At 67.9% G+C, this 17319-nt stretch carries 14 protein-coding genes and 1 pseudogene; 11 read left to right on the top strand and 4 right to left on the bottom strand.

What is annotated here, in order from left to right; translation table 11 throughout:
• The first annotated feature begins 85 nt into the window (after positions 1 to 85).
• The 4 genes from RBB84_RS24935 (at position 86) to RBB84_RS24920 (ending at position 3686) form a co-directional block, all read left to right on the top strand.
• Positions 86 to 808, top strand: a complete 723-nt coding sequence (locus RBB84_RS24935; RefSeq protein WP_064255991.1) for a GntR family transcriptional regulator — start codon at positions 86 to 88, stop codon at positions 806 to 808.
• A gap of 136 nt (positions 809 to 944) precedes the next feature.
• Positions 945 to 2462: an NCS1 family nucleobase:cation symporter-1 gene (locus RBB84_RS24930; RefSeq protein WP_019289983.1), complete on the top strand. Its 1518-nt coding sequence runs from the start codon at positions 945 to 947 to the stop codon at positions 2460 to 2462.
• 6 nt (positions 2463 to 2468) lie between these two features.
• Positions 2469 to 3203, top strand: coding sequence for an aspartate/glutamate racemase family protein (locus tag RBB84_RS24925; RefSeq protein ID WP_024103047.1), 735 nt, complete (start codon positions 2469 to 2471; stop codon positions 3201 to 3203).
• A gap of 48 nt (positions 3204 to 3251) precedes the next feature.
• Entirely contained in the window at positions 3252 to 3686 is a 435-nt protein-coding gene (locus tag RBB84_RS24920; RefSeq protein ID WP_064255936.1) for a GNAT family N-acetyltransferase, read from the top strand.
• A gap of 50 nt (positions 3687 to 3736) precedes the next feature.
• Here the strand turns inward: RBB84_RS24920 and RBB84_RS24915 are convergent.
• Positions 3737 to 4602 (bottom strand): annotated as a pseudogene (locus RBB84_RS24915) (oxidoreductase).
• The gene (locus RBB84_RS24910) at positions 4592 to 5581 is read right to left on the bottom strand and encodes an alpha/beta hydrolase family protein (protein ID WP_050993516.1); all 990 of its coding nucleotides are present in this window, start codon (positions 5579 to 5581) and stop codon (positions 4592 to 4594) included. The pseudogene RBB84_RS24915 and the gene RBB84_RS24910 overlap by 11 nt, the downstream one beginning before the upstream one ends.
• Positions 5582 to 5756: 175 nt before the next feature.
• Here RBB84_RS24910 and RBB84_RS24905 point away from each other — a divergent pair, with 175 nt between their 5' ends.
• Both RBB84_RS24905 and RBB84_RS24900 read left to right on the top strand, forming a co-directional pair.
• A complete protein-coding gene (locus RBB84_RS24905) occupies positions 5757 to 6677 on the top strand; it encodes a pseudouridine synthase (RefSeq protein WP_064255937.1) in 921 nt (306 codons plus the stop codon).
• Between the two features lie 28 nt (positions 6678 to 6705).
• Positions 6706 to 7212: an SRPBCC family protein gene (locus RBB84_RS24900; protein ID WP_064255938.1), complete on the top strand. Its 507-nt coding sequence runs from the start codon at positions 6706 to 6708 to the stop codon at positions 7210 to 7212.
• A 46-nt stretch (positions 7213 to 7258) separates the two neighbouring features.
• Here the strand turns inward: RBB84_RS24900 and RBB84_RS24895 are convergent, their stop codons facing one another.
• The gene (locus RBB84_RS24895; protein ID WP_064255939.1) at positions 7259 to 7804 is read right to left on the bottom strand and encodes a flavodoxin domain-containing protein; all 546 of its coding nucleotides are present in this window, start codon (positions 7802 to 7804) and stop codon (positions 7259 to 7261) included.
• A gap of 163 nt (positions 7805 to 7967) precedes the next feature.
• On the opposite strand from RBB84_RS24895, the gene RBB84_RS24890 reads away from it, so the two are divergent.
• On the top strand, positions 7968 to 9500 hold the full coding sequence (locus RBB84_RS24890) for a CYTH and CHAD domain-containing protein (RefSeq protein WP_006551740.1): 1533 nt from the start codon (positions 7968 to 7970) through the stop codon (positions 9498 to 9500).
• 148 nt (positions 9501 to 9648) lie between these two features.
• Positions 9649 to 10542, top strand: coding sequence for a universal stress protein (locus RBB84_RS24885; RefSeq protein ID WP_024103041.1), 894 nt, complete (start codon positions 9649 to 9651; stop codon positions 10540 to 10542).
• 71 nt (positions 10543 to 10613) lie between these two features.
• Here the strand turns inward: RBB84_RS24885 and RBB84_RS24880 are convergent, their stop codons facing one another.
• Positions 10614 to 12095 carry a bifunctional aminoglycoside phosphotransferase/ATP-binding protein gene (locus RBB84_RS24880; protein WP_064852773.1) on the bottom strand — a complete coding sequence of 494 codons (1482 nt, stop codon included), beginning with the start codon at positions 12093 to 12095 and terminating at the stop codon, positions 10614 to 10616.
• Between the two features lie 215 nt (positions 12096 to 12310).
• Between RBB84_RS24880 and RBB84_RS24875 the strand changes: the two genes are divergently transcribed.
• From RBB84_RS24875 to RBB84_RS24865, 3 genes are read left to right on the top strand one after another with little or no spacing between them, the layout of a single operon-like run.
• The gene (locus RBB84_RS24875) at positions 12311 to 14713 is read left to right on the top strand and encodes a glycerol-3-phosphate 1-O-acyltransferase (protein WP_051424882.1); all 2403 of its coding nucleotides are present in this window, start codon (positions 12311 to 12313) and stop codon (positions 14711 to 14713) included.
• Positions 14710 to 16140, top strand: coding sequence for an HAD-IB family hydrolase (locus RBB84_RS24870; RefSeq protein ID WP_064255941.1), 1431 nt, complete (start codon positions 14710 to 14712; stop codon positions 16138 to 16140). The genes RBB84_RS24875 and RBB84_RS24870 overlap by 4 nt, the downstream gene beginning before the upstream one ends.
• Positions 16141 to 17259, top strand: coding sequence for a YbhN family protein (locus RBB84_RS24865; protein WP_024103037.1), 1119 nt, complete (start codon positions 16141 to 16143; stop codon positions 17257 to 17259).
• Positions 17260 to 17319 lie beyond the last annotated feature (60 nt).

The raw sequence follows: 17319 nt of genomic DNA, 5'->3' as shown, positions 1-17319 counted from the left end.
CACGGCGGAGACGAGGACGTAACACGACGGGACTACCTTCGCGGAGTCGAGCACTCGCATTCCGGTGACGAAGGAGGACCCGGTCGTGGCACCACGCCGTAGATCCGCGTTGCTGGACGAGCTCCGCGTCGACGTACCGGGCCGCCCGCAGGACGTGATCCTCGAGGAGCTGCGCCGCGCCTTCCTCTCGGGAGCCGCACCCCCGGGCACACCGATCCCCGTAGGGGAGGTCGCGGAGTTGTTCGGGGTGAGCCGCATCCCGGTCCGGGAAGCACTCAAGACCCTCATCGGCGAAGGTCTCGTGACCCACCGGCAGAACCACGGATACATCGTCGCCCAGCTGACGATCGCGGAGCTGCGCGAAATGTATCTCGTCCGTGAGACTCTCGAATCGGCGTCGCTCGCGGCGGCCGTGCGCAACGCCACCGAGGAGGACGACCGGCGCGTCGAGGAGTCGCACCGTCTTCTCGAACGCGCTGTGCAGGAAGGCGACTCGCGTGGCTATCACCGCGAGAGCCGCGTCTTCCACATGGCCCTCACCAGGCCGTCCCGCATGCACCGCCTGTTGCACATGCTCGAATATGCCTGGAACATCACCGAACCCGTTCAGCCGATGGTGCACGTGAGCGATTCCGAGCGCGCCGAACTCCATCGCGAGCACGAGGCGATGCTCACCGCTTTCCTGGCGCGCGACACCGACGCGTTGCTCACGGCGTCCGAACACCACAACCGGCATCTCGACGTCGCCATCTCCGGCCTCACCGCCGAATCCGGCCTGCTTCCCGCGGAAGATATACAGTTCGGGTAACTCTCCGGCAATATCGCCCCGTTACGGTCTGCGCATCGGAATTCACCATCGCCGTTGATGTTCCGTCGATCGATTCGACTCCGCCCACCGGCCTCGCACCGGGGCACGGGCGGCTCCCCCTCGCACAGGAGCAGGCATGACCGAAGTGCTGACACCGAGCGCCGGTAGCGTCCCCACCGCACCCCCGCCGCCCGCGACTGGATACGACCCGCGGTTGACCAACGACGACCTCGCCCCGTTGAAGAACCAGCGGTGGGGTTCGTACAACATCTTCGCGTTCTGGATGTCCGACGTCCACAGCGTGGGCGGGTACGTCACCGCCGGCAGCCTGTTCGCTCTCGGTCTGGCCAGCTGGCAGGTCCTCGTGGCCCTGCTCGTGGGCATCACGATCGTCTACTTCTTCTGTAATCTCGTCGCCAAGCCCAGCCAGGTCACGGGTGTGCCCTATCCGGTGATCTGCCGCAGCGTCTTCGGCGTCCTCGGCGCGAACATCCCCGCGATCATCCGTGGTCTGATCGCTGTGGCGTGGTACGGGATCCAGACCTTCCTCGCCTCGGCGGCACTCGACGTGGTGCTGATCAAGCTGTTCCCCTCGCTCGCGCCCTATGCGGTGGTCGAGGACTACGGGTTCGCCGGCCTGTCCGCACTCGGATGGGTCAGCTTCCTGACGCTCTGGGTGCTGCAGGCCTGCGTGTTCTGGCGCGGCATGGAGTCGATCCGGCGGTTCATCGACTTCTGCGGCCCGGCCGTCTACGTCGTGATGTTCCTGCTGTGCGGTTATCTGATCTCCCAGGCCGGTTGGAGCGCAATCGATCTGACCCTCGGCGAGGTCACGCACACCGGATGGTCGTCGGTGCCGGTCATGCTCGGCGCGATCGCCCTGGTGGTCTCGTACTTCTCCGGCCCGATGCTCAACTTCGGCGACTTCTCCCGGTACGGGAAGTCCTACGCCGCCGTCAAGAAGGGCAACTTCCTCGGTCTGCCCGTGAACTTCCTGGTCTTCTCGTTGCTCGTCGTGATCACCGCGTCGCTCACGCTGCCCGTCTACGGCGAATTGATCACCGACCCCGTCGAGACCGTCGCCCGCATCGATTCGACCTTCGCGATCGTGCTCGGCGCACTGACCTTCGCCATCGCCACGATCGGCATCAACATCGTCGCGAACTTCATCGCCCCGGCCTTCGACTTCTCGAACGTCAGCCCGCAGAAGATCAGCTGGCGCGCCGGCGGCATGATCGCCGCGGTGGGCTCGGTGCTCATCACCCCGTGGAATCTGTACAACAACCCCGAGGTCATCCACTACACCCTCGAAACCCTGGGCGCGTTCATCGGTCCACTGTTCGGCATCCTCATCGCCGACTACTACCTCGTGCGCAAGCAGAAGGTGATCGTCGACGACCTGTTCACGATGTCGGAGAAGGGTGCGTACTTCTACCGCAAGGGCTACAACCCGGCTGCGGTGATCGCAACCGTCGTCGGCGCCGTGGTAGCGATGATCCCCGTGCTGTTCAACGATGCGCCCGGCATGGGAACCGCCGCCCAGTACAGCTGGTTCATCGGCTGCGGTCTCGGTTTCGTCGTCTACCACCTGCTCGCGACCCGCACCCGCCTCGCAGTCCGTCTCCCCGACCGGGTCGCACAGGAAGCAGTCTGATCCTCCATGTTCATCAAGGTCGTCAACCCGAACACCACGTGGTCGATGACCGCCACGATCGAGGCGTGTGCCCGGGCCGTCGCAGGTCCGGGCACACGCGTCGAGGCGGTCAGCCCCACGATGGGACCTCCGTCGATCGAGAGCCACTACGACGACGCGCTCGCCGTGCCGGGCATCCTCACCGAGATCGAGAAGGGTGAACGCGACGGCGTCGACGGCTACGTCATCGCGTGTTTCGGCGATCCCGGGCTGGACGCGGCGCGCGAGCTCGCCGGCGGGCCCGTCGTCGGCATCGCCGAGGCCGCCATGCACACCGCCGCGGTCCTGGGGCGCGGATTCTCCGTCGTCACGACGCTGGCCCGCACGACCGGACGCGCGTGGGACCTCGCGCACCGCTACGGCATGCGCGACGCGTGCCGGGGCGTGCACGCGTGCGACCTGCCGGTGCTCGCCCTCGACAGCGATCCCGACGCACGCAAGATCGTCACCGAGGCGTGCCTCGACGCCCTGTACGAGGACGGTTCCGACGCCATCGTGCTCGGCTGCGCCGGGATGGCCGACCTGTGCGCGCACATCTCCGCGGAGATCGGAGTGCCGGTGGTGGACGGTGTCGCGGCCGCGACGCTGACCGTGCAGTCGCTGGTCACGATGGGGCTGGCGACCGGCAAGCGAGGAGAGTTCGCGGCTCCCCCACCGAAGCGCTATGCGGGACTGCTCGACGGGTTCACGACGGGCGGGTGAAGCCCCTCCCGTGTCCTCACAGCCGGTGAAGCCCCCTACGATCGGGACGTGCCGTCCATCCACCATGCACCGCTGAGGAAGACCGACCCCGAGAGCCTGTACCGGATCATGGCTCTGCGGACCGACGTGTTCGTCTTCGAGCAGGGCATCACCAGCGAACCGGAACTCGACGGCCGCGATCTCGACCCGACCACCGAACTGTTCTGGACGCGGGAGGGCGACGAGGTCCTCGCGACGCTGCGCGTGCTCCACGACGACGGGGACGTCGCCCACATCGGCCGTGTCGCCACCGCCCGGCACGCACGCGGGCGCGGCCTCGCCGCGGAGTTGATCGAGGCGGCGCTCGGGACCTGCCCGGGGGTGGTCGGCATCTCGGCGCAGGCGTACCTGGAGCACTGGTACGCGCGATTCGGGTTCGTGCGCACCGGAGCGAACTACCTCGAGGCGGGGATCGACCACGTGCCGATGCGCCGCACCCCGTGACCGCGGGGCGCCCGTCGGGCGGCGGTCACGGGGTGCGGGCGACGACGCTATCAGCCGATCTCGAAGTGCACTCCGGTGAGCTTCTCCGACAATTCCCACAGCCGCGTCGCGGTCTCGCGGTCGCGGGCCCGACGCCCCACGGTGGCGACACCGGGCGCTCCGTAGAGCAGGAGACTCGGACCGATGTAGCCGCCCGCGATGCCGGGATCGGAAGCGGCGAGCACGACCGATTCGGCTCCCTGATCCGGGGTGCGCTGCAGGATCGTCTTGCCGAAACCGAACAACCGGTCGAACCACGTCCCCGTGTGGCTGCCTACCTCGGTGGCCGCGTAGCCCGGATGGGCCGCGACGGCGCGCAGCGGTGAGCGGGCGGCGGCGAGGCGTCGTTCGAGCTCGAGCGCGAACAACAGGTTCGCGAGCTTCGACTGTGCGTACCCCGCGGCGCGGTTGTACGGGCGGCGCTCCCAGTTGAGGTCGTCGAGATCGATCCGGCCTATCAGGTGGGCGGCGCTCGACACCGTGACGATGCGGCCGGTGATACGCGGCAACAGCAGTCCGGTCAGGGCGAAGTGTCCGAGATGGTTCGTTCCGATCTGCATCTCGAACCCGTCGGCGGTGCGACCCAGCGGCACCGCCAGACCCCGGCGTTGTTGACCAGGACATCGATCCGGCGATCGGCGAAGGCGTCCGCGAAGGCACGGATCGCCGAGAGGTCGGCGAGATCGAGCGACATCATCTCGGCTCGGGGGCCGATCTCGTCGGCGATGCGCTTGCCCCGGTCGACGTTGCGACCGGCGAGGACGACGGTGGCGCCGGCAGCCCCGAGGGCGCGGGCCGTCGCTTCGCCCACACCGCTGGTGGCCCCCGTCACGACGACGGTGCGGCCGACCAGCGATGTGGTGGCGTCAGGCGCCAATCGAGGACTTGAGCATCGGGAGCATCGCCCACAGCTCGTCCTGCCAGTAACCCCACGAATGGGTACCGACGATCGGGAACGAGAAGTGTGCGGTATCGATACCCAGGGTCAGCAGGCGCACCTGGAAGGCGCGGTTCTGCGTGCGGGCGAGCGCTTCGAGACCCATGGCGTTGGTCGTGTTGAAGCTGCCCACGAGCGAGTTCGGCCGGTCGTACTGGCCGGGCAGACCGCTCGCCGCGGAGACCCACATCGGCAGTCCGCGCATCTGCGGCGCCGCGACGAACGGGTCGTGACGCAGCCACGCCGAGTCCCAGGGCGGTCCCCACATCGCGTCGGCGTTGTATCCGCCGGCGTCGAGCATGGCGAGACGGATGGCCTCGCGCATACCGGGGGCCGAGAGGTTGAGGTAACCCGAGAGGGAGCCGGCGAACTTGAACTGGTCGCGGTGGTAGGCGGCCAGGATCAGCGCCGCGTTACCGCCCATCGACAGGCCGACCACCGCGTTGTTGTTGCGGTCGATGCCGTAGACGTTCGCGAGATGGTCGGGGAGGTTCTGGGTGAGGAAGGACTCCCACTTGTAGGTGTAGGGCTGGCCGTTGAAATTGCTCGGCGCGTACCAGTCGGCGTAGAAGCTCGACTGTCCGCCCACCGGCATGATCACGTTGACGCCGTGATCGGCGAGCCACGCCGCGTTTGTCTCGTGTTCCCAGCCGCTCACATCGTCGGTGGCGCGCAGACCGTCGAGCAGATAGACGGCCTTGTTGCTGCCGTTGTTCGCCCGCCAGATGCGTACCTTGATCGCCCCGACCCCACCCGGGGCGGCGACCATGTCCTCGTGGAAGCGTTCGTACGGATCGGCCGCAGCCGTGCCGGCGCCGAGCCCACTGAACGCGAGCGCCAGCGGAAGGACCAGCGCCGCCACCAGCAGCCGCACGAGAGCGCGTCCCCCCCGCCGACGTGTTCCGGTTTTCGCCGACATCGTCACAACATGCTCCCCTTGCACTCCAGTAACATTCTTCACTTCCGTCCCAGGGTATCGACGGTGCAGAAACCTTAAGCAGGCTTGCACACAATCGTTATCGTGGAAAGTCCGGCAGCGTTATCGTCGGGCCTTCGGCGCTCGCATTCCGGGCGCACCGCTAACCTCACGACCCGTGCCCGAAGCTCCCCTCCCCGTTCGCGACGGCCTGAACCCCACCCGCCTGCGACTGCCGGAAAATCCCAGCTGGGAGACCATAGCGGAGTTCCTGCTCACACGCTTCCCGAACGATGCGGCGCGCATCGCGGAGAAGATCGAATCCGGCGAAGTGGTCGTACAGGACGGCACAGCGGTCACATTTTCGACCCCGTACGTCCCACGCGAATTCGTGTATCTCTACCGTGATCCGCCCGCCGAACCGCGCGTTCCCTTCGAGATCGACGTCCTCCATCGTGACGAGAACCTACTCGTCGTGGACAAGCCGCACTTCCTGGCGACCACCCCGCGTGGTTCCTGGGTGACGGAGACCGCCGTGGTCCGGTTGCGTAAGGATCTGGGCCTGCCCGAACTGTCCCCCGTTCATCGGCTCGATCGGCTCACGGCGGGCGTCCTGGTGTTCACCGTCCGGCGCGAGGCGCGACGCGCGTACCAGATGCTGTTCGACCGGCGTCTCGTCGAGAAGGAGTACGAGGCGATCGCCCCGGCCGCGCCGCGCCTCGACTTCCCTCGCGAGGTCCGCAGCCGCATCGTCAAGGAGCGCGGCGTGCTGCAGGCCCGCGAGGTCGACGGTCCCGTCAACGCCGTGACCTCGATCGAATTGGTGGACACGGCCGACGACCGTGCGCGTTACCGTCTGCGTCCCGAGACCGGCCGGACGCATCAACTCCGGGTACACATGAACTCGCTCGGAATCCCCATTCTCGGCGACAACCTCTATCCGGAGGTGTACGAGCTCGAGCCACAGGATTATTCGAATCCGCTGCAGCTTCTGGCCAGATCCTTGTCGTTCCACGATCCGATCACAGGTCGGCCGACCCGCTTCGTAAGCCGACGAAACCTGGCAGCATGGAGTAACAGCACACCAGGACCCCGCTGACCGGCGAGTTCTCGTCTTGGAGGTTTCCATGGAAATCGGCAGCATCTCGCGTACCTATGACGGGCGGGTGGCCCTGCGGTTCGAACGCTCGTTCCCCCACCCGCCGGAGAAGGTGTGGCGGGTCCTGACCGATCCGCAACATCTCCGCGCCTGGTTCCCTGCCGACGTCGAGTTCGCGCTCACACCCGGCGCGACACTCGAATTCCGCTCGACGCAGGAACAGACCCGCCGTTTCGGCCTGCCCGAAGGGCACACCAGCAGGGGCAGTGTCCTCACGGTGCGGCCCGCACGGATCCTGGAATACCTCTGGGACACCGACGTTCTGCACTGGGAACTCACTCCGGACGGCTCCGGCGGGTGCTGGCTCACCCTCACCCACACCACCGACGACGAGGAGGACGCCCTCGCACACGGCGCCGCCTGGCACGCCGGGTTCGAGGTGGTCGAGGCCCAATTGGAGGAACGCCCGGTCGACTGGTCGATCTGGGACCGCGCAGCCGAACTGAGCACGCACTACCAGGGCAGCTCGGGCTGATCGCCCGGCTCGGGACTCGGGCCGATCACCCGGGTGGAATATCCGCCTAGCGGCGCGCCCCACGTCGCGCGGGAGCCGAACCGATGCCGTCGAGGTCGCGCTCCCGCGCGGTCGTGCGCGCCACGATGCGCGCACCCCAGGCACCGATCGCGTCCCAGTCCCGGAAGTCACCGGAAGGGGCGCCGACCATCCTGACGACCATCCGTTCGCCGGTGCCGAGCACCGCCGGATCCAGTTTCCCCGGGAAGGTGCGATGTTCGACGGCCTCGATGCGTTCGGCGACGGCGCACGCGTCGTAGCACGTGTTCACCGACCTCCCGCTCGAGGCGACGGGACCTGACGAGAACAGGTAGACGTCGCGTTCGCGCAGTTCGGCCGCGTGCCGGTCGGAGAACTCCCGCGCGCTGCGCAGCCAGCGACTGCGGTAGACGGCGCTGCCGAGCACCACGACGTCGTACGCGTCGACCTCGTCGACGTGCTCGGGCGCGTTCACGTCGACCTGCGCGCCGTGGTGGCGCATCGACGCGGCCAGCGCAGTCGCGATCTCCGCGGTCGAACCGTGCCGACTGGCCACCGAAACAAGAACCTTCATCACTACCTCCGGACCCGCGTCGAACCATGATCACCCCGAAACCGGGCCTTGACCAGGGCCGAAGTGCTCTTTGCCCGGTATCGGCAGATCACAGTCGGACGAATCCCCTCATATCGGACCGCGTGGCAAGGTGGAGGCAACGCGCACCGAGAGGAGCAGATGGATGCCCAGCACATCGTCGGCGACCGTCGCGGAGGAGGCGGAACGCAAGTACTCCGCCACCGGCGACCGGCCGCTTCCGGACCTGACGGGACTGCCGTCCGTCGATGCGATCGACGTCGACCGGTTCGAATTGTCGGCCCAGTACTACGACACCGCCGACCTGTGCCTGCTGCGCTCGAAGATCACGCTCCGCAGGCGCGAGGGCGGCGACGACGCGGGATGGCATCTCAAACTGCCCTCCGGTGTCGACACCCGCACCGAACTGCACTTCCCCCTCGGCGACGACTCGGCCGAGGACGTTCCCGCAGACCTCGGATCCCTGTTGCGCGGCATCCGCCGTGGCGCCCCGTTGAGCCTGGCCGCTCTGCTCGTGACCCGACGACATCGGCACCGGCTCCGGTCGTCCGACGGCGGCTTCGTCGCGGAGGTGGTGGTCGACGACGTCGACGCCGTGCGCAGCGCCGACGGATCCGAGATCCGCTGGAAGGAGATCGAGGTCGAGTGGAATTCCACCCTCGGCGACAAGACGATCGGCCGATTCCTCACAGCACTCGAGGAACGCTTCGCGGCCGTCGGGATCACCCGTTCGGAGAGCCCGTCGAAGCTCCACCGCGTGCTCGGCGACCTGCTCCCCGCCCGCCCGCCGATCGCGAAGGGCCTGATCCCGGTACGCGACTATCTCTCGAGCGAACTGCACACCCTGGGGTTGTCCGACATCGCCGTCCGCCGCGACGCACGCGACGCGGTGCACAGCATGCGCAAGGCCGCGCGGCGTCTGCGCAGCGCACTGCAGACCTATTCCGACGAGATCGTCGTGGATCCCGATCTCGTCGACGAACTCCGTTGGCTCGGAAGACGTCTCAGCCCGTCACGTGATCTCGAGGTCCAATGGGAACGGCTCACGGATCGCGTGGCCGACATCCCGGTCGAATCGCACCGGGAAGCGACGAGAGCCCGTATCGACGAGTACTTCTCGGCACGGTCGGAGGCCGCCCGCCTCGAAGCAGTCGACACACTGGACTCGGACCGGTACGTCGGGCTGCTCACCCGCCTCGACGCGGCGATCACCGACATAGCGCCCGCCACAGAAGCGGCGGGGGCACGGCCGAAAGTGGCACGGAAGGAACTGTTGCGCGCGGTCGCAGCGCTGTCGAAAAAGGTCTCGCGCCGCGTCGACAGGGTCGGCGACGCCGAGAACCCGGCGGAGCGCGACGCGCTGATGCACCGGGCACGCAAGGGCGCCAAACGGATGCGGTATGCCATCGAGGTGATCGCGCCGCTGCATCCGAAGCGTTCCGGGCGGATCCTCGACCGGTTCGACGACTTCCAGGATCTGCTCGGTGAATTCCAGGACTCCGTCGTGGCGCGGGAACACCTCCTGGACATGCTCTCCGAGCAGGGCCACACCGCCGAGACCAGTTTCGGGCTCGGGATCCTGTTCCGGATCGAGACCGAGATCGGCGACGCGCAGGCCGCACATCTGGACAGCGGATGGCGGAAGGCATACCGCGCCGCTCGCCGATTGTGGACCTGATCGAGGCCGGAAGGCTCTGGTCGGGGCCTCCCCGATCGGGGATCATGAAGATCGTCGACACCGGGTCACGGCCGCGTCGTGGCGGTAACGTGGCCTCGGGCCGACCTGCGCGCGGGAAGCCGCGCGTCGCAACGAGAAGGAGACATCCATGAGCACACCGAGCACCCGCAAGGCAGTCGTCGCAGGCGTCGACGGCTCCGAAACGGCTGTAGCGGCAGCGCGGTGGGCCGGTGCCGTCGCGTCGCGCATCGGAGCACCCCTCCACCTCGTGCACTCGATGCCCCCGGAGGGCATCTTCTACAGCGAGGCCGCAGTGCTCGTGCAGTCGCAGATGATCCAGCAGCTCGAGGAGGACGGCAAGAAGCTCCTCGCCGACGCCGCCGAGCGAGTCCGCGCAGATCACCCCGAGCTCGAGATCAGCAGCTTCATCGGTCCCGGTCCCGCAGCCAAGTCGCTGCTCGAGGCCGCCGAGGACGCACGCCTGGTCGTCATGGGCGCCACCGGCGCGGGTGCGCTGGAGAACTTCCTCCTCGGCTCCACCGTTCTGCGCGTCGCGAACCATGCGCCCTGCCCGGTGGTCGTGTGGCGCGGCAACACCGATTCTCCGCTGCCCGATTCCCGGCCGATCGTCGTCGGTGTGGACGGTAGCGAATTGTCCTCTGCCGCAGTCACTCACGCGTTCTACCTCGCGTCGACCCTCGGGGTTCCGCTGCGGGCAGTGCACTCCTGGCTCGGTGACGCCGCACTCGGTGTCGGCGCCACGGCCGCGCTGGTCGATTGGGATGCCGTGGAGACCTCGGAGACCGCGGTTCTCGCCGAGACGCTGGCCGGCTGGAGTGATCGCCACCCCGAGGTCACCGTCGAGCGTGTGATCGACCGGGGCCCGGCCTCGAAGGTCCTGCTCGCGCACCTCGACGACGCCCAACTCGTCGCAGTCGGAAGCCACGGACGTGGCCAGTTCCGCGCCGCCCTGCTCGGATCCACGAGCCAGAACCTGCTGCACAAGGCTCCGTGCTCGGTGCTCATCGCCCGCAAGGTCTAGAACCGATCGTTCCGGTCCGACGGGGATCGCTTCGACGAAGCGATCCCCGTTCACTGTTCTCAGGGGCGCGATCACCAGGGCGCTGGACCGAGCATGCTCTCCAGTCGCGCCGCGTCGACGGTCTCGACACCCGTATCGATCGCCGCTGCCTCCGGCCACGGATCCCGCCGGCGGAGTTGCTGTTCGAGCACGGCAGGGGTCGCATCGGAGGCATCGTCGCCGCGCTCGGCTCGGGATGCCATCCGTTGCAACAGGATTCCCTTGTCTGCACGGCACTCGATCTCGATCACATCCACGGAAGCACCGTCCGCGACCTTGCGGGCCGCGTCGCGCTGCCCGGACGACAACCAGGTCGCGTCCAGCACGACGGATCGTCCCCGGGCCAGAGCGGTCTCGGCACGGCGCAGCAGTTCGCGGTAGGTCGCCTCCGAATGCGTCGGTGCGTACAGACCGGCATCCGTACCGTCGCCGGTGCGGTCGGTGGGTTGCAGACCCGCCAACTCCTTGCGGACGATGTCGCTGCGCACTACATCCGCTCCGAGATACGCACCGACCGTGCGCGACAGTGTCGTCTTGCCGGTCGCGGAGACACCACCGACGAGCACCATGCGCACGCGTCCCCGGTCGAGATGTCCCTCGAGCAACTCGACGAAACCGGTCGCTGTTTCCCGCGCCGCTGCATCACCCTGCTCGTAGCGTAGGGCAGTCACCTTCGCGCGCACCAACGCTCGATAGGCGATGTAGTGGTGCACGAGAGAGGAGGGCGGGTGATCGCCCGAGACCTCACCATATTGCTCGAGCAACCGCCGTGCTGCGGGTTCGGCACCGAGACGTTCGAGATCCATTGCGAGGAAGGCGAGATCGAGTACTGCGTCGCCGTAGCGCAACTCGTCGTCGAACTCGAGGCAGTCGATGATGCGCGGACCGTCGTCGAGACAGAAGATGTCGTCGGCGAGCAGGTCGCCGTGTCCGTCCACGGCCCGGCCCGCCGCGATGCGTTCGTCGAACAGCACCGCCCGGCCGGCGAGGTAACGGTGCACGGACTCCCGGATCCGCGTCAACGCCCCGGCACGATCCGCCCCTACCTCCAGCCGGCCGAGATGGTCGAGACTGAGATCCCATAGCTCGGCGACGAAATCCGCGGAGGCACACCGGTCGATCTCGGGACCGTGCGGCGAGGAGGCGTGCAGTGCGGCGACCTGCTGTGCCACCTCGTCGATCACCACCGACACGTCCTCACCTCGGCGGACCGCGGCGGCCAGGCGCCGGTCGTCGGGCAGCCGCACCATTTCGACGAGGTGCTCGCACAACTGTCCGTCCGGGCCGTGGACGTCCGCGACGCCCAGATAGACGTCCGGTGCGAGACGCCGATTGAGCTCCACCTCCCGGTGGCAGATCCGTTCACGGGCCTCACGCGTGCGGTTGTCGAGGAAGCCCAGGTCGAGCGGCTTCTTCAGCTTGTGCACGCGCTCGCCGACGAAGAAGACCACCGACGAATGCGTCTCCCTCACCCCCGCGTAGCCGACACCCTCCGGTCCGGCACCTGTGGTCACTGCGCCCTCCCTGTCGTCGGCGGCTCCCACCGAGTCCTCTCGTCCACCATATTGTCGTTCAGACACTCCAACGGTGCATCTGCACAGCGCCCACCGGTGCATCCGCACAGCCCACCGGTGCATCCGCACAGTGTGTGTGTTCTCCTCCGGATCGCCCGAACGAACCGGCCGCGACAGGTAGCTTTCACACCGAGGTGACTTCTGGACGGGGTGAGATGAGAAACGATCAACCGAGCCGGGTACGAGGAGACGACACCGTGCGGGCGGACGACGGACCCACGGTGGCGGTCCTCGCGTACACGACGGCTCTCGAACGAACGATGATCGAGGATTGGCTGCGCTCGGACGAGCTTCCCGCCGAGTACCGCACGCCGACCCGCCCCGAGTCGCTCGACCTCGACTCACGGGTGCTCACCGAGGAGCTCGTGACCCGCACCGACGATCCGCTGATCCTGCCCTTGCGGGTCGTGTGGCTCCCGGAAGAGCGCGACGGTGCGCGGCGTATCCGGTTCGCCGACGTCCTCGCCCTCACGAACCCACGCAATCCGAATCTGCTGCTGCAGAAATGGCTCGTGCGCAAGGGTGCCGACCGCTACCGGATCGTCGTCGCGAAACCGGCCCGCCTGTCCGAACTGCGGGACGCGCTCAGGGCGGAGGGCGGTGACGGTGACGACGGGGCACTAGCGCGGTACGTGACCCGTCGCGCCGTCGTCGCGCTCGAACGCGCGGAGCGAGCGGTGATCGGCGACCGCTACAAGGTCCCGCGGCTCGTCGCCGCCCAGATCATGGACTCGCCGATCTTCCGGCGCCGTCTCGACGAGATCGCCGCCGAGCACGGCCTCTCGCGCGCCGAGGTCGAGTCGCGGGCGCGCAGTTCCCTCGACGAACTCGTGGCCGTGCAGTCACGATTGGTCACCGACCTGTTCACGCAGGCGATGCGGCCGTTGCACGCGTCGGCATGGACCGTGCACGCCGACGAGGCCGGTCTGCGCGCACTGCGCGAGTCCAACCGCCGGTACGCCCTGGTCTTCCTCCCCTCGCACCGGTCCTACGCCGATGCCTTCGTGCTGGGCGACATCCTGGCGGCGAACGATTTTCCCGGCAACCACATCATGGGCGGGGCCAACCTCACCTTCTGGCCGATCGGTCCCGTCGCCCGCCGCACCGGCACGGTGTTCATCCGGCGCAGTTTCGCAGACGACGACGTCTACAAGGCCGCGCTCGAGGAGTACTTCGCGTTCCTGCTGAGCAAGCGGTTCAACCTCGAGTGGTACTTCGAGGGCGGCCGGACCCGCACCGGCAAGCTCCGGGCCCCGCGCTACGGATTGCTCAGCTACGTCGCCAACGCGATCCGCGGCGGACGCGTCGAGGACGCGATGCTGGTGCCGGTCTCGATCACCTACGAGGGACTCGCCGAGGTCGCGGCGGTCGCCGCCGAACAGACCGGCGCGACGAAGAAAACCGAAGGCCTGGGATGGCTGGTGCGCTACGCCCGCAATCAGCGCAAGCGGGCCGGGAACGTGTACGTGCGGTTCGGCGATCCCGTGTCGATGCGCGAACTGCTGGTCGCCGGTGGGGATCCGGACCTGACCGCACCGGCGCCGGCAGCCGACCCGTCCGCGGCGCCGACGGATTCCGAGGAGATACGGGTGCTGCGCCGCAAGGCGCTGCAGAAGGTCGCCTTCGAAGTCGCGGTCGGCATCAACTGCAACACTCCGGTGACGGTGAACTGCCTGGTCACCCTGGCCCTGCTCGGTGTGCGCGACCGCTCGCTGACGCTCGAGGAGGTGCGGGCCGTGATCGCACCTGTCCGCCGTTATCTCGATCGCCGCGGTGTCCCGCAGGGCGGGCTCCACATCCTCGACGTCGAAGGTGGGCTCGAGGACGTGCTCTCGTCGCTCACCCACGCGGGGGTGGTCACCACCTACGCCGGCGGGGAGGAACCGGTCTACTCGATCCAGCCGGGTCAGCATCTCGTCGCGGCGTTCTACCGCAACAGCGGCGTGCACTGGTTCGTCAACCGGTCGATCATGGAGCTGGCCATCCTCTACGCGCACGCCAATCTCGGTGACGATCCTGTCCGGGTGGCGTGGGAGGAGGCGAAGAACCTGCGCGACCTGCTGAAGTTCGAGTTCTTCTTCCCCGACCGAGACACCTACGAGACCCAGATGCGCGACGAGCTCGCCTGGCTCGTCCCGTCCTGGGGCGACACGCTGCCGACGAAGGACGAAGCGCTGACCGGTCTCGTCGAGACCGGCTTCTTCATGTCGCACCGCACGCTGCGGTCGTTCTTCGACGCGCAGCTCGTCGTCGCCGAGCGCCTCGCCGTCCGGGATCCGGAGCTCGAGGTCGACCGCGCCGCCTTCCTGTCGGAGTGTGTGGCGGTGGGCCGGCAGATGCTGCTGCAGCGCCGCCTGTACGGGCCGGAATCGGTGTCGTCGGAGTTGTTCGCGTCCGCGCTCGACCTGGCGCGCAATCGAGGATTGCTCGACCACGACGAGGATCCCGAGACCGTCCGCGAGCGCAGGAAGGCATTCGCAGCGGAGCTGTCCGAGTTGGCCCAGCGGGTCGCGCTGGCCGAGTCGCTCGACGTGTCGAACAGAAAGGTGGAACGGTGAACCTCGAGCAGGCCCTCGAACGGGTGCGTACGGGTCCGCAGGGACCCGAGGTGGCGGCCTTCTTCGATTTCGACGGCACCATCGTGCACGGCTTCTCCGGTGTCCACTTCTTCCGCGACCGGGTGCTCGCCGGGAAGGTCTCCGCATCCGAACTGGCCGCGACGATGATCAACGGGATCCGCGGGACGGAGACCGAGGAGGACTTCGAACGCTTCGTCGCGATCGCCTTCAAGGCGTGGCGCGGTCACACCGAGGACGAGCTCTACGAGATCGGCCACCGGCTGTTCATGACGACGATCGCCGGACACCTTTATCCGGAGGCGTGGCAACTCATCGGCGCGCACCAGAACGCGGGCCACACGGTGGTGATCGCCTCGTCGGCGTCCCGCTACCAGATCCAGGCCGCCGGGGACGCGCTGGGCGTCGAGCACATCCTGTTCACCCCACTCGAGGTCGAGAACGGTGTGCTCACCGGACGGGTCGACGGGAAATCGTTGTGGCGCAGCGGCAAAGCGGAGGCGGCACGCAATTTCGTCGAGACACACGGCATCGACGCCGAGGCCAGCTACACCTATTCCAACGGTGGTGAGGACGTGGAGTTCCTGGCCGTCGCCGGCAACCCCACGGCCACGAACCCCGATCGCACTCTCACCCGATTCGCCATCGAACGCGACTGGCCGATCATGCGGTTCCGGCCGCGCGGTACGCCGGGCGCCCGCGAACTCGTCCGCACCGCCGCCGCCTACGGCGGGATGTTCGGCTCGGTGTGGACGGGTCTCGGTCTCGGTCTGATCAACCGCAGCCGCAAGACCGCGCTGGACTCGATCATCAGCATCGGCACCGAGGTCTCCCTGGCCCTCGCCGGAGTGAACGTACGAATCGTCGGGGAAGCGAATGCGTGGGCCGCCCGGCCGGCGGTGTTCATCTTCAACCACCAGAGTCAGCTCGACCCGGTGGTGCTGGCCAAGGTCCTGAGGCAGGACTTCACGGGCGTGACGAAGAAGGAGATGGCCAACGACCCGTTGTTCGGGCCGCTTCTGCGGTTCGTCGGCGCCACCTTTGTCGACCGCACGAACACCGAGCGGGCGGTTGCGGCGCTCGGACCCGTCGTCGACACCCTCCGCGAGGGGACGTCGATCGTCATCGCCCCCGAGGGCACACGCTCGCTGACCCCGGCGATCGGCAGGTTCAAGAAGGGCGCCTTCCACATCGCGATGCAGGCCGGTGTCCCGATCGTGCCGGTCGTGATCCGCAACGCCGGCGAGATCCTGTGGAAGCACTCGACCCTGCTGCGGTCGGGCACCGTCGATGTGGCGGTGCTCGAACCGATCGACGTGAGCGGCTGGTCGCGGGAGAACTTCGGTGAGCACATCGCCGAAGTCGAGGACCTCTACCGCCGCACGCTGTCGAGCTGGCCCACCGACTAGATGACGAACGAGACCGTGACACCCGAGGAGCCGGACGACGGAGCCGACGAGAGCCCGCACGGTGAGAGCGGGCCGCTCACCCCGAAGCGACGCCGGTATCTCAAGTGGATCGTCGGCGCTCTGCTCGTCGTGGTGCTCACCGTCGAGATCGTGCTCGTGTGGCCGGAACTGTCCGACAGCGTCCGCGGCCTCGGGCATCTTCACTGGGGCTGGGTCGCGGCAGCGGTGTTCGCCTCGATGGCGGAGATGTCGACCTTCGCACGGGTGCAGCGGGCGCTACTGTCCGCGGCGGGTGTGAAGGTCTCGCAATGGCAATCGCTTTCGGTGGCCCTCGCGGCGAACTCCATGAGCGTGACCCTGCCGGGCGGACCGGTGGTCGGGACGACCTTCACCTACCGACAGATGCGGCGCTGGGGCGCACCCCCGGTGGTGGCGACCTGGCAGCTGGTCATGGCCGGGCTCCTCCAGGCCGCCGGACTCGCACTGCTCGGCATCGTCGGCGCTCTGCTCGTCGGCGCCAGCAACAACCCGTTCTCGCTGATCTTCTCGCTCGGCGGTCTGCTGCTGCTGGTCGTGCTCATCCAGTACGCGGCCGGCAATCCTGGTTCGTTCGAATCGATCGGCCTGATCGCCCTGCGGAGCCTGAACCGGTTGCGGAAGAAGCCGGAGCAGGCGGGTGCGCGGGCGTGGCGGAGGATCGTCGGCCAGCTGAGCGCGGTGCAACTCGATCGTCCTCATGCGGCCCGCGCGTTCGGCTGGTCGCTGAGCAACTGGGTATGCGACGGTGCGTGCCTGGCGTTCGCCGCATACGCGGTCGGTGGCGCGCCGAGCCTGGCCGGTATCGCGGTCGCCTACGCGGCCGGAACCGCCACCAGCCGTGCCATCCCGCTGCTCCCCGCCGGTCTGGGTGTCATGGACGCCGTGCTCGTGCCGGCGCTCACCGCCTCCGGCATGACCGGCGCGCAGGCCCTGTCGGCGGTGGTCGTCTACCGGTTGATCAGTTTCGTGCTCGTCGCCGCGGTCGGCTGGATCGTCTTCGCATTCCGCTACCGGAACGTCGGCGAGGAGGGGGACGAGGACGAAACTCCCCCGGACCTGCGGCTCTGGGACGACGGCTGAAGGCGCCGACCCGAAAAGATCGCCCGCGCGCCGGTCGGGGCGCTAGCGTTGTCCTCCATC

It is taken from the genome of Rhodococcus sp. D-6 (assembly GCF_040256695.1).
Lineage (GTDB): Bacteria > Actinomycetota > Actinomycetes > Mycobacteriales > Mycobacteriaceae > Rhodococcus > Rhodococcus pyridinivorans.
Note: the sequence above shows the minus strand (reverse complement) of the source record. Positions and strands in the feature narration are given on the sequence as shown.

Excerpts from the sequence above, each read along its gene's own strand:
- RBB84_RS24885 (WP_024103041.1), top strand. The coding sequence starts at position 9,649 with ATGAGCACACCGAGCACCCGCAAGGCAGTCGTCGCAGGCGTCGACGGC.
- RBB84_RS24895 (WP_064255939.1), bottom strand. The coding sequence starts at position 7,804 with ATGAAGGTTCTTGTTTCGGTGGCCAGTCGGCACGGTTCGACCGCGGAG.
- RBB84_RS24865 (WP_024103037.1), top strand. The coding sequence starts at position 16,141 with ATGACGAACGAGACCGTGACACCCGAGGAGCCGGACGACGGAGCCGAC.
- RBB84_RS24930 (WP_019289983.1), top strand. The coding sequence starts at position 945 with ATGACCGAAGTGCTGACACCGAGCGCCGGTAGCGTCCCCACCGCACCC.
- RBB84_RS24890 (WP_006551740.1), top strand. The coding sequence starts at position 7,968 with ATGCCCAGCACATCGTCGGCGACCGTCGCGGAGGAGGCGGAACGCAAG.
- RBB84_RS24910 (WP_050993516.1), bottom strand. The coding sequence starts at position 5,581 with ATGTCGGCGAAAACCGGAACACGTCGGCGGGGGGGACGCGCTCTCGTG.
- RBB84_RS24900 (WP_064255938.1), top strand. The coding sequence starts at position 6,706 with ATGGAAATCGGCAGCATCTCGCGTACCTATGACGGGCGGGTGGCCCTG.
- RBB84_RS24925 (WP_024103047.1), top strand. The coding sequence starts at position 2,469 with ATGTTCATCAAGGTCGTCAACCCGAACACCACGTGGTCGATGACCGCC.
- RBB84_RS24875 (WP_051424882.1), top strand. The coding sequence starts at position 12,311 with ATGAGAAACGATCAACCGAGCCGGGTACGAGGAGACGACACCGTGCGG.